This window comes from Methanospirillum sp. (assembly GCF_035560735.1).
Lineage (GTDB): Archaea > Halobacteriota > Methanomicrobia > Methanomicrobiales > Methanospirillaceae > Methanospirillum.
On sequence record NZ_DATMYY010000043.1, the window covers coordinates 1 to 12,626 of the forward strand.

Sequence of the window (12,626 nt, forward strand, 5' to 3'; positions counted from 1 at the left end):
ACCTTGAGTTTTTAAAAAACCATCTCACTCTCTAAGAACCTGAATATATTTATTCAATCAGGAGTGAAATTCTGTGATTGCAGGAAAAAAGGATGAATCAGGATCTCCGGGTGAAAATCATCAACACGCTCGTGCCATATGGCGTAAAAAAAATATCTGTCTTTGGAAGTTATGCCGCAGGTCACGAGCACCAGGGTAGTGATCTGGATCTCATAGTCTCTTTTCCTAAAGAGATAGGTCTTTTTGCTCTCGGTGGCATCAGAGAAGAGTTAATAGAGAAACTTGGGATTTCGGTGGATCTTCTCACAGAACGGTCGATTCATCCTTTACTCAGGGAAAAGATCACCCAGGAAACTGTAGAGATCTATCATAATGAAGGATGATTCAATTCTTCTTGAGCATATGCTAAATGCCTGTTTGAGGGTTCGCGAATATATTTCTGGTTGCTCTCTTCCTGATTTTGTAGCACTACACGAGAAACAGGATGCAGTTATTCGCCAGATAGAAATCATAGGAGAGGCAGCTTCTCATGTTTCTGTACAATACAAGGAAGAGAATCAGGCAATTGAATGGCGACAGATAATTGGCATGAGGAATTTGCTCATCCATCAATATTTTGGTGTGGATCTGCATGAGACATATTATACTGCCACCCATGACATCCCATTATTAATTCAAGCATTAGATGAAGCGCTCCAGCAAGCAAAAATAAAATGAGTAATATCCAAAATTTCCCTTCTGTAGTGGGTTTATCTGGTATTTCAATCTGAAGTCAAATCTCTTGTGAACTCAAACATTTCGCCTGAACCGATAAAGCACATAATCCGGCATCCGGGTTAATTGGGTTCAAACCGAACACTTCATACCCAATCTGATCATACAACCGGATACGAGCTCTCTATGTCAGATGACGACACGATCGACATTGCTATATTGACCATTCTCCCTGAAGAGTACAATGCAGTAAAATCCTTATTGAATAACCCGATTAAATATCCGGGAAATCCTAAAAGCCCAAACAATTTCGCATGGGTGAAAGGAGAGATCCCACACGAACATACTTCATATCGCGTTGTTCTCGGACTGACAGGAAATCCCGGAGTCATTCAGGCAGCAAACATCACGACTGAAACTATCCGTCTGTGGAACCCGACCTATATTTTTCTTGTCGGGATTGCCGGGGGAATGCAACGAAAGGATCTGAAACTTGGTGATGTCGTCATCGCAAACTCGATCTGGTTCTATGACTATGGAAAGATCGGTGCCGAGTATGAGCCCAGGAACCAATATCGGTATTCTGCAAATAATCCTCTTCTCCGGTTATCACTGCTTGCTCAAGATGGATGGCAGCAGATGATTCAATCAAAGCAGCGCCCGGACGAGAACCGTTTCCATCAAAAGTTCTTCACGGATTGATCGCTTCAGGGAACCAGGTTGTTGACAACCCGAATAATCCATTCTTTCAATCGGTTATCAAAACAGATACGGCACGAGAAATTCTCGCAGTCGAGATGGAAGGGGCCGGAGCTGCAGACGCTGTATCTCAAATGAACGAGTCCGGAAAGAGCATTTCATTTCTCATGATCCGGGGTATCTCTGATCTGATATCAGAGGATGACCGGTTGATTGATGCCCATCATGACGAGCGAGATCTCTGGAAAAAATATGCGGCTGATAGTGCAGCTGCTTTCACGGTAAACCTGATACAGAAGGGACTCCCTACTTCACCACTTGTTCAGCAGAAGAATTCACCAGATTATAGATCAGATTGCGTTTTTTCGTTATCACATCAACCTGGGTCCGGTAAAAAAAAAGATTTGAAAAGTATCCTGAATCCGATCTCTTTTGATCTAACCATTGCAGAAAATCATGGAAAGTTCACCGGGAGAGAATGGCTGATTGAAAGGATAGATGAATGGGTCAACGATCCAAATGGCAGAAGGGTATACTGGATTTTGGGTCGTCCCGGGATCGGAAAGACCACCCTTGCCATCTGGTACAACAATATCTGTGACTTGTCAGCGTTTTACCTGTTTCAGTATGATAATACCGAAACGATCAACCCCCAGCGTTTTGTCAGGACCCTGGCATACGAGCTCAGCACCCGGATCCCTGCCTATAAGGATCTGCTTGAGAAGATAGACCTAGACTCAAAAAAGGATCTGGATGGTCCTGCTCTCCTCAATGAGCTGATTATCATCCCTTTTTATCAGCTTGGTAACCTTGAGGATCAGATTGTCATTCTGTTCGATGGGCTTGATGAGATCTTTCTGAAAAACGGGATGGAAAACATCCCATATGAGATGGTTCAGACACTTCTTGCTCTCTATCACCGGACTGAGAGTATGCCATTTCGGTTTATCTTTTCAAGCAGGGACAATCAGGCAGTTCAAACCGAGTTACAACTGGATGCTGTAGAATCACAGTTCATTGATCCGGATAGCATACAAAACAGAGATGATATCAGGGAATATCTCAGGAAAGAACTTGGAAATATTACCGGAGAGGTTATTCCTGAAAAGAAACTTGAGGACATTAGTGCTAAAAGTGAGGGATTCTTCATCTATGCCTCTTTTTTCTGCAAAGCGGTGCGAGATAAGATCTTTTCCCTTGATGAACCATCATTCCCGACTGGCCTCAGTGCCATGTACCTCGAGTACTTTGAGAAGCAGTTTCACGATCTCAAGGAGTATAAACGGCAGATAATTCCTGCAATAAGGATTATCTGTGCTGCCAGGGAGCCTCTGCCCATGGAAATTCTGGCCGGAGTGACTGGGCTTGATGAGGAGGAACTGAGCGATCTTGAAATGCTGGTAACATCCCTTTTTCCAATTGATGCCAACACCATCAGCCCGTTTCACTCAACGATTGTGGAATGGATCTCTGATAAAACCAAGGCGGGCAGGTATTTTGTAAGCCTTGAAAAAGGGCATGTATCACTCTCCGAATATGGATTTGATCAGATCATGAGTGGTGAGATACATGAATACTTCCTGAGAAATCTTCCATTTCATCTGCTTGCAAGCAGGGATGAGAAAAAGTTGTCTGAACTCATGGTGAGTCAGGAGTTCTTCGTCAGATCATATGAATCTGATTTCCAGGCACTTCAGAGACTGTGGGTGAAACTTGAAGAGGAGACATCATTGAGGATGGAATCAGTATATGATGTCACCTCTCATGAAACTGTAAATTTCTCAAAGGCCTTTTTGATGAACGTTGGTACTCTCCTTTGGAGAATGGGCAGGCTGAGTGTAGCATACGACTGGTTTGTTCTTCTTGAAAAGGCAGCAAAAATTGAAGATGACAATGACTGGATTGGTGCATCGCTTGGTAACCAGGCTTTGATCCTTCAGGCTCGTGGTGACCATGATGGTGCCATGAAACATCATATGGAAAATAGAACATATCTGTCGCAAACTTGGCAATGTTGGTGGTATAACAAGATCGCTTGGTAACCAGGCGATAATTCTGAAGGCTCGCGGTGACCTTGACGGTGCTATGAAACTCTTTAAGGAGGTGGAACGGCTATGCCGTGAACTAGGTAATGCTGATGACCTTGTATCTACGTTAGGTAACCAGGCAAATATCCTCTATGATCGTGGAGACCTTGACGGAGCTATGCAACTCTATAGGGAGGTAGAACGTAACTGCCTAGGTCTGGGTAATGATGATTCGTTACAAATTTTGCTGGGTAACCAGGCAAATATCCTCTATGATCGTGGAGACCTTGACGGAGCTATGCAACTCTATAGGGAGGTAGAACGTATCTGCCGTGAACTGGGGAATGTTGAATCCCTTGCTCGATCTCTTGCTAACCAGTCATTGATCCTAAATCAGCAAGGAAAGACTCATGAGGCATATGACATGCTGCACGAAGCATATGATCTTGCAATAAGACATGGTTATGATGCATTGGCTCAACAAATCAAAGGGCTGATGAATTAATAGCAGATATCGAATAAGCGCAAAAAAATCCAGATTTTCTCTACACAGGATCTACCAGTATCTGATCAATAACCCGTCTTTTCTCACGAATAATTCCAAAGACACTGGACTTTCAATAACTCTGCTGGATATGTGATCAATTCATCTTTATATCTACCGGGCCATTTCTGGTTGAAGATATGATCAGTTCTCTCCTTATGTCCCCCCAAAAAAAACAGATTAACGATGATAGTGAGAACTAAAAAATTTACGATTGCTTTAATATCTCAAAAAAAGGGATTTACCCGGGAATTGAAAACTTTCTTTCTATTGCATTAGCACCAAATGTCGTTATGGTCACGAGTGCCAGATACACGATCGCCAGGGCAAAAAACGTCTCATTGTATGCAAAATATTTTGTTGCAATGAGTTTTCCGGCACCGGTCAGTTCGATGACGGTGATCATGTATGCCAGCGATGAATACTTGATCAGGTAGATAAACTCATTTGATATCCCCGGGATTGCTCTCCTGAGTGCCTGGGGAAGAACAACAAACCGTATTGCCTGGTTTCGCGTCATCCCAAGTGCCTTTGCAGCGGTAAGTTGCCCTTCTTTTACTGAAAAGATTGCCCCTCTGATGTATTCAGAGTTGTAAGCACTGTTGCAGAGAATGAACCCGATGACTGATGCTACAAAAGGACTCAAAGTAATTCCATATGGTGGCAATCCGAAATAGAGAATAAATAATAACAAGAGGAGCGGACAGCCCTTGAAAAAGATGGTATACCCCTGGAAGAACTTTGATACTACTGATCCTCCATAGACCCGGCCACATGCAATAACGATACCAAGAGCAAATCCGATTGGTGCTGTTACTGCTACGAGGGCGAGAGTTACAAGTAACCCGTTCCAGAAGGCAGGAATAATAATGTCAACAAGGAAGGTTATCGTTTCCATGATCCCTACTGTGAATACTCCCTGAACTGCCCGATGAATGCCTTACACCGCTCAAATTTTGGATCATTCAGAAGTACCTTCGGACTTCCCTGCTCTTTGATGATGCCATGCTCCATAAACAGGATCTGGTTTGCAACAGAACAGGCAAATCCCATCTCATGGGTAACAACCAGCATGGTCATTCCATCGAGTGCAAGTTTCTTCATGACCTCAAGAACCTCACGGGTCAGTTCTGGATCTAGAGCACTTGTTGGTTCATCAAAAAGCATGACATCAGGATCCATGGCTAATGCACGAGCGATAGAAACCCGCTGTGCCTGACCACCTGAAAGTTCAGCAGGATAATGATCAGCCCATTCAGCCATACCCACCTGCTGAAGTTCTTTCATTGCCTTGGCTCTCGCATCCTTTGCATTCATTCCTTTTACTTTGAGCAATGCAATCTCAACATTTCGAACCGCTGTGAGATGGTCAAAGAGGAAGAAATTCTGGAAAACCATCCCGATCTTTTGTCTGAAATGGTTAATCTGTGAGCCCGAATGAGTAACCTCTTCTCCGTTCAGGAGCACTTTCCCGCTATCCGGAATGGTCAGCTGATTAATACACCGGAGCAGGGTACTCTTTCCTGTTCCCGAAGGTCCGATAAAACAGATCGTCTCCCCTTTTTTGACATTAAAGGAGACACCCTTAAGGACTTCCGAGCTGCCGAAGGATTTGCGTATCTCTTCGACCTTGAGAATAAACTCTGATTCTGTCATATTATGATGAACTCCCCGGACCAAAACCTGGTATGGCGATCCGCATTTCCAGTCTTTGAATAAGGTGGGTTCCGGCATAGCTGAGCAGGATAAACATCACAGCACAGGCGAGATAGATGGGCATCGTGACATACGTCTGCGAGACAATCTGTGATGATCGTGTAAGGAGCTCTGCAACACCGATTGCATAACATATTGACGATTCTGTCAGGATCTCCGGGTATTCATTTGACCAGCCGGGCAGGGCAATCCGCATTGCCTGGGGCAGAATAATTGATCTAATAGCCTGAGCTCTGCTCATCCCCAGAGATCGTGCAGCAGTCATCTGTCCCTCGGCTATTGACTGTATTGCACCCCTGAAGATCTGTGACTGATACGCAGCTCCCCTAAGGCCAAGCACAACAGCACCGACTACAAAAGCAGGAAGATCGAGGCCCAGCCCTGGAAAGATACCAAAGTAGAAGAGAAACAACAGAACCAGAACCGGAAGACCACGGAAAAACCAGACATATATTGATATAACCGATCTGATGAGTTGTTTTCCATATACCTGTCCCAGTGCCATAGGAAGCCCGAGTACGATTCCTATCAGCAGGGCGACCGCCACGAGACCAACCGTGATGAAGATTCCTGAAAGCAGATAGGGGAACCAGTCAATGAGAATTGTTAGTGGATCCACTATTCACCCCCGGAAATCCATTTCATCAGAGGTGAAAAATCCGCAGGATTCTGCATGTCACATCTGAACATAAGAGGATTCAAAATAGTGTTTGTGTTCAAAAGAGATGAAATGAGTTATTCCATCTTGTACTTCTTCTTTAGAGCTGCCCAATCCGGAGACTCATGGAGCAGATCTAATCCTTTGTTTATGGTGTTCAGCAGTTCAGTATCATCCTTTCGGATAGCAACTCCATACTCTTCACCAGTATCAATCTCACCAACAAGATGCAGTGGCTTGTCAGCGATGGCATCCAGCATTGGTGGACGGTCATAGATTGCAAAGTCAATGCGTTTATTCTGGAGATCTGTTGCAGCCAGTGGGAAGTTGTCATAGGTGACAAGCTGATCAGCCTGGATGACACTCTTATTAACGAGGTTCTCTTCTACCCAGAATGCCCCGGTAGTTCCACGCTGTGCTCCGATTCTTCCTTTCCCTGCCTTAAAGTCATCAAGCGCGAGTGTACTATCGTTGTGAACAGCAATTGACTGATTTACTTTATAGTACGGGTTGCTGAAGTGTACCTGCTGCTTGCGCTCATCGGTAATGGTCATTCCAGAGTAAACCATATCGATCTTCTTTGCATTCAGGGCAGGTATGATTCCATCCCATGCGATAGGCTGAATTTTTACATTAAACCCGAGTTTGTTTCCTATCCACTGGATTGACTCAACATCAAATCCCTGGGCTGTCCCGTTTTTATCAATAAAACTGTACGGCGGGTATTCTCCATCAATGCCCACGATATATGTCTTCTTCTGGTCTGCAGATGCATTATCTGAACTTTTTACAGATTTATCAGCGGTATTGGTACTTTGAGTACATCCGCAAAAACAGACTGCACCAACTACAATGAAAATAACCAGGATTGAAATGAATCTTCTATCCATCGAAGATTGTTTGATCGGCACTGTAATAGAAATTGTGATCTATGATGCACCTGATATAACTGACCCTATATATATGCAATAGGTTCTGAAATTTTGAGATGAATCTCGCTCCACTTTCTTTGCGCAGGTAATAATTACATATCTGGGTTTCCTATCTTCTGGATATCATGAAAGGAGTGTTGATTTCTCTGGCCTGTCTGGGACTTATCCTGCTGCTTCTTACGGCAGGGTGTACCTCTTCAAACCAGTCTGGTGTTCAGGAGAAGAAAGTATCCTCTGACAATACCTCTTCTGGCACTAAACTGGTCTACCGTGTTGGAATTGATCCGGTTTATCCCCCGTTTACGATGATGAGTGAGAAGGGTGAGCCAACCGGATTTGATGTTGAGTCACTCAAATGGATTGCTCATGACCAGGGATTTGAGCCTGAGTTTCAGGGAATTGCATGGGACGGGATCATTCCGGCACTGAATGCAAACAAGATTGACATGGTTTATGCCGGAATGACAATCACCGATGAGCGGAAAGAGAAAGTAGACTTCAGTAAGCCATACTGGACAGTAAACCAGACGGTTGTAACCAAAGTGGGATCACCGATAACGATGGACCAGGTAAAAAGTGGAAAAGCAACGATCGGTACCCAGCGGGGATGTACTGCAGCCATCTGGGTTGAAGACAACCTTGTGAATAAGAGTCTCATGTCTGCTGATAACCTGAAACAGTATGACAATACTCCACTTGCAGTAGAAGACCTAATAGCAGGAAGAACGGACGCGGTAATTTATGACAGTACTGTGATAAATGATATCATCGAAGGAAAACCTGTTCAGAAGATTGGCTCAATCGAGACAAATGAGCAGTTTGGTATCGCAGTCCGCAAGTCTGATACTGAACTGCTTAAAAAGCTGAACACGGGTCTTGATCACCTCATGGCTTCTCCTGACTGGAAGGCCCTGGTTCAGAAGTATAAGATGGAATAACCTTCCAGTTCATTTTCACTCTTTTTTTAGCGATCTGTTTTCAGGATAGCACACCAATTTGTTTAGAATTATAAGGCAGGAAGATGGGGGAAGTAAGCGAAATATCTCAGTCAGTTCATCACACCTGGCGGATACATGAACTGGTCGGAGCGGCTCTTGGAATACCGGTAAGGCAGGCAGCAGCCTGCATCGATCTGCTCGACAGCGGGGCAACTGTTCCTTTCATTGCGCGATACCGGAAAGAGGCAACAGGATCTCTCGATGACGGAGTAATCTTTTCACTGGCAACGCATCTTGAAAGGATTAGGAGGTTGGAAGAACGCAGGGATGTTATTCTCACGAAAATATCCGAACTGGGACGTCTCACTCCGGACCTTAAACAGAATATTCTGCAGGCAGGAACACTTGCAGAACTGGAAGATCTCTATCTTCCCTATAAACCCAGACGGAAAACGAGGGCTGATCGGGCACGTGAACAGGGACTTCAGCCGCTTGCAGATCTTCTTCTCACTCAGGATGCACGAATCGATCCACTCACAGAGGCAACACGGTTTATCAATCCTGATCTGGATGTTCAGACAGCACAGGCTGCAATTTCTGGTGCAGAGGATATTATTGCCGGAGAAGTGAGTGAAGATCCACAGGTGCGTCAGCAGGTCCGTGACGTTTTCAAAAAGTCTTCTCGTCTGGATGTTTCAGCAGCACGGGGAACCGGTGGTGATGCAGGAAAATGGAAAGAGTATGTGGGCACTTCTGAATCTGCAGGTTCAATTCCATCACACCGGGTTCTGGCTATCTTCAGGGGCGAAGAGGAAGGCCTTCTCTCTGCAAAGGTTGGTCCTGATCCGAAAGCCGGAATTAATCTGATTACAGAAAAGTATCTGTCAGGATCCGGCCCTGCTACTGAATGCGTCATGGACGCTTTGACTGACGGGTATCACCGTCTGCTGGCCCCTTCATTAGAGCGTGAACTTCGAAATGAGCTCAAGGAACGTGCCGATGAAGAGGCAGCCCGGGTCTTTGCGTCAAACCTGCGTGCTCTTCTCCGCTCTCCTCCTCTTGGTTCAAAACGAGTACTGGCAATAGATCCCGGTTTTCGTACCGGGTGCAAGGTAGTTGTGCTGAACGCAGAAGGGTTTCCCCTTGAGACCTCTACGATTTTCCCTCATGATCCAAGACCGGATCCGTCAGGATCATCACTGATAATTCGTGATCTGGTTTCCAGACACCAGGTTCAGACCATTGCAGTGGGTGATGGGACAGCAGGCAGAGAGACCTGGCAGTTTATCAGGGATCTTGGCCTGCCTGATGAAATCTCCGTGATCTCTGTGTATGAGCAGGGTGCATCGGTCTACTCTGCATCTGAACTCGGCAGAACCGAACTCCCTGATATGGACGTTACGATGCGTGGTGCCGTCTCTATCGGAAGACGCCTTCTCGACCCGCTTGCTGAGATGGTAAAGATAGAGCCGCGTTCTATTGGTGTCGGTCAGTACCAGCATGATATTGATCCTGATATGCTCAAGGCACGTCTTGAAGAGGTCGTGAAATCGGTGGTCAACGAGGTTGGAGTTGATCTCAACTCTGCTTCTCCCTCACTGCTATCTTATGTTTCTGGACTGAATCCGCGACTTGCAACAGAAATAGTCAGGCACCGTGAAAAGAACGGACCGTTTACAAGTCGCGAAGAGATCAGGCTTGTAAAGGGGATAGGCGGAAAAACCTATGAACAGGCTGCAGGTTTTCTCCGGATTCGTGACGGAAAAAATCCCCTTGACAACACCGGGGTTCATCCTGAGCGATATGCCCTGGTGTCTGATATGGCAGCGAGTATCAGTGCGAAACCAGCGGATCTTATCGGCAAGGAATCACTGGTCAGGCAGATCAACCTGGAATTGTTTGTCACTGAAACCTGTGGGCTTCCCACATTACATGACATCTGCGAGGAACTCATCCGCCCGGGTCGTGATCCCAGGGGTGTCTTTGAGCCTCCTGTTTACGCAGATCAGGTCACCACTTTTGATGATCTCAAAGAGGGAATGATGCTTGACGGTGTCATAACAAATGTAACAAAATTTGGTGCCTTTGTCAATATTGGGTTATCAGAGAGTGGCCTTGTGCATATCAGCGAGCTTGCTGACCAGTATGTTGAGGACCCGGCTGATGTGGTAACTATCCGCCAGCGTGTTAGGGTGAAAGTGATTAGTATCGATAACCAGAGAAGACGCATCTCACTCTCGATAAAACAGGCAGGTTCTGGATAAAAAACGGGGGATGGTATGACGCCATCCCATGGAGATACTGTGAGTTCTCTCTCAACTGATCATTTACCCTTAATTTACGCAGTACTTTCTGCGATTCTTTTTGGCAGTTGTGCACCGATGACGAAATACTTCATCGGCAGTACTGAACCGGTTATGCTGGCTGCCCTCTTTTACCTTGGAAGCGGGACCGGGATGCTGCTTCTGATCGTGGGAAGAAAGATCATCAGGCGTGGCTCATCTGCAGGTGAAGCACCACTCACCAGATCTGATGCTCCATATCTTGCCGGAATGGCGATCTTCGGTGGAGTGCTTGCCCCGGTCACCCTGATGTACTCCATGATAATCACTCCCGCTGCAACCGGATCTCTCCTCTTAAATTTTGAGCCTGTTGCGACAGGATTCATTGCTGCGTTCCTGTTTCATGAAGCAGTTGGCAAAAGGATATGGGTGGCCATGGGGCTCATAACAGGTTCCTGCCTGATACTGAGTCTGGACCCTGCCGGCGAGTTTGGTGTATCAGTTGGTTCGGTTGGGGTGCTTGTTGCCTGTCTTTTCTGGGCTATTGATAATAATATCAGCAGGCATGTGTCCGGACGTGACCCGCTCTATGCAATACTCGTAAAAGGCTATGGGGCCGGAATCATCTCTCTGGCAATTGCCTTTTTCATCGGTGAATCCCTTCCCCGGATTGGGGATATTCCAGTCTGTATGGTTGTAGGGTTTTTCAGTTTTGGAGGGCTTGCAAGTGTCTTCTTTCTACTTGCGCTTCGTTCCATCGGAACTGCCCGCACCGGATTATTTCTTGCACTCTCCCCGTTTTTTGGAGTTTTCTTCTCATTTCTTCTTTTTGCAGAGACCCCGCAGGTGCTCTTCCTTGTTGCCCTTCCTGTCATGATTCTTGGAACATGGCTGCTTGTATCAGAGAAGCATTCACATCTCCATTATCACCCTCCCCTGGTGCATAATCATCGTCACCGCCATGATGATCTTCATCATGATCATCAGCATACAAAAGCGGCCCCTCCCATCTCACGATCAGGCGAACATACGCATCTTCACTCACACGACGCAGTATCTCATGATCATCAGCACAAACCCGACCTCCATCACCGCCATGATCATCAGTGATTCCTGATTTCTACAAAGAGATAACCTCACATGAGTTGTATTAATAGACAAGAAATGGAGAGCCGCCCTGTTATGCTTGGTCTGATCCAGGCTTCAGCATCACCTGACCCCGATGAGAATATCAGGAAGATGGTCTGTAAGGTCTCTGAAGCGATCTCTGCAGGGGCACAGATTATCTGTCTTCCTGAGCTCTACCGCACACAATATTTTCCTCAGTATATTGGCAGAGACACTGGGTTATTTAAAGAGACGATACCCGGTGAATCAACCCGGGTGTTTTCAGATCTGGCAAAACAGCATGAAGTAGTTATCATTGTTCCGATCTATGAGTATTCAAAGACCGGCCAGCATCGCAACGCAGCGGTGATAATCGATATAGACGGGACTGTCTCTCCTCCGTACTACAAAGTTCATGTCCCCCAGGATCCCTCTTTCTTTGAGAAAGGATATTTTGCAGAGGGTAATGAGTTCAGGGTAGTTGATACCAGGTTTGGAAAAATTGCCGTTCTCATCTGCTATGATCAGTGGTTCCCAGAAGCTGCCCGTGCCGTTGCTCTTGCAGGAGCAGAGATCATCTTTTACCCGACTGCTATCGGCGATATTCTGGATGCTTCTCCGGTAGAAGGAGAATGGCAGAACTCGTGGGAGACAATCCAGCGGAGTCATGCTATCGCAAACAGTGTGCATGTGGCAGCAGTAAACAGGGTGGGAACAGAGGATAGGATCAGATTTTTTGGTGGTTCATTTGTTGCAGATGCCTTTGGTTCAATCCTGGTACGGGCAGGATCAGAGGAGGAGATCCTGCTTACGACCATCGATCTCTCGATGAATAAGTTCATTTCTGATTCCTGGGGTTTCATCAGGAACCGGCGTCCTGAAACCTATCGTTCACTCTGCACACCTATCCGGAGAGATGGGCCTGAATGTGTTTCATCGGCACTTGGTGATACTCCCCGGAACCGCGGGTTTCACATGCCAGCAGAATGGGAACATCATGAGGCGGTGT

General features: G+C 46.0%; 13 protein-coding genes. 9 read left to right on the plus strand and 4 right to left on the minus strand.

What is annotated here, in order from left to right; genetic code table 11:
* The first annotated feature begins 92 nt into the window (after positions 1-92).
* From VN429_RS01095 to VN429_RS01115, 5 genes are all read left to right on the plus strand, one after another.
* On the plus strand, positions 93-383 hold the full coding sequence (locus VN429_RS01095; protein WP_325628871.1) for a nucleotidyltransferase family protein: 291 nt from the start codon (positions 93-95) through the stop codon (positions 381-383).
* The gene (locus tag VN429_RS01100) at positions 373-717 is read left to right on the plus strand and encodes a HepT-like ribonuclease domain-containing protein (RefSeq protein ID WP_325628873.1); all 345 of its coding nucleotides are present in this window, start codon (positions 373-375) and stop codon (positions 715-717) included. Before VN429_RS01095 ends, VN429_RS01100 begins: the two co-directional genes overlap by 11 nt.
* Positions 718-840: 123 nt before the next feature.
* Positions 841-1,416 carry a phosphorylase family protein gene (locus VN429_RS01105; RefSeq protein ID WP_325628875.1) on the plus strand — a complete coding sequence of 192 codons (576 nt, stop codon included), beginning with the start codon at positions 841-843 and terminating at the stop codon, positions 1,414-1,416.
* Positions 1,344-3,455, plus strand: a complete 2,112-nt coding sequence (locus VN429_RS01110) for a P-loop domain-containing protein (RefSeq protein ID WP_325628877.1) — start codon at positions 1,344-1,346, stop codon at positions 3,453-3,455. The genes VN429_RS01105 and VN429_RS01110 overlap by 73 nt, the downstream gene beginning before the upstream one ends.
* 13 nt (positions 3,456-3,468) lie before the next feature.
* Positions 3,469-3,945: a tetratricopeptide repeat protein gene (locus VN429_RS01115; RefSeq protein WP_325628898.1), complete on the plus strand. Its 477-nt coding sequence runs from the start codon at positions 3,469-3,471 to the stop codon at positions 3,943-3,945.
* A gap of 280 nt (positions 3,946-4,225) precedes the next feature.
* Here VN429_RS01115 and VN429_RS01120 read toward each other — a convergent pair whose 3' ends face one another.
* From VN429_RS01120 to VN429_RS01135, 4 genes are all read right to left on the minus strand, one after another.
* Positions 4,226-4,882 carry an amino acid ABC transporter permease gene (locus tag VN429_RS01120; protein WP_325628879.1) on the minus strand — a complete coding sequence of 219 codons (657 nt, stop codon included), beginning with the start codon at positions 4,880-4,882 and terminating at the stop codon, positions 4,226-4,228.
* 5 nt (positions 4,883-4,887) lie between these two features.
* Positions 4,888-5,640 carry an amino acid ABC transporter ATP-binding protein gene (locus VN429_RS01125; protein WP_325628882.1) on the minus strand — a complete coding sequence of 251 codons (753 nt, stop codon included), beginning with the start codon at positions 5,638-5,640 and terminating at the stop codon, positions 4,888-4,890.
* A gap of 1 nt (position 5,641) precedes the next feature.
* Positions 5,642-6,319: an amino acid ABC transporter permease gene (locus VN429_RS01130; protein ID WP_325628884.1), complete on the minus strand. Its 678-nt coding sequence runs from the start codon at positions 6,317-6,319 to the stop codon at positions 5,642-5,644.
* A 116-nt stretch (positions 6,320-6,435) separates the two neighbouring features.
* Positions 6,436-7,248 carry an ABC transporter substrate-binding protein gene (locus VN429_RS01135; RefSeq protein WP_325628887.1) on the minus strand — a complete coding sequence of 271 codons (813 nt, stop codon included), beginning with the start codon at positions 7,246-7,248 and terminating at the stop codon, positions 6,436-6,438.
* 167 nt (positions 7,249-7,415) lie between these two features.
* Between VN429_RS01135 and VN429_RS01140 the strand changes: the two genes are divergently transcribed.
* From VN429_RS01140 to VN429_RS01155, 4 genes are all read left to right on the plus strand, one after another.
* Positions 7,416-8,228, plus strand: coding sequence for an ABC transporter substrate-binding protein (locus VN429_RS01140; protein ID WP_325628890.1), 813 nt, complete (start codon positions 7,416-7,418; stop codon positions 8,226-8,228).
* An 83-nt stretch (positions 8,229-8,311) separates the two neighbouring features.
* The gene (locus VN429_RS01145; protein ID WP_325628892.1) at positions 8,312-10,492 is read left to right on the plus strand and encodes a Tex family protein; all 2,181 of its coding nucleotides are present in this window, start codon (positions 8,312-8,314) and stop codon (positions 10,490-10,492) included.
* 15 nt (positions 10,493-10,507) lie between these two features.
* Positions 10,508-11,620, plus strand: coding sequence for a DMT family transporter (locus VN429_RS01150; RefSeq protein ID WP_325628894.1), 1,113 nt, complete (start codon positions 10,508-10,510; stop codon positions 11,618-11,620).
* Positions 11,621-11,650: 30 nt separating this feature from the next.
* Positions 11,651-12,626 (plus strand): nitrilase-related carbon-nitrogen hydrolase (locus VN429_RS01155; protein ID WP_325628896.1); only part of this gene is annotated, 976 nt, incomplete at its 3' end.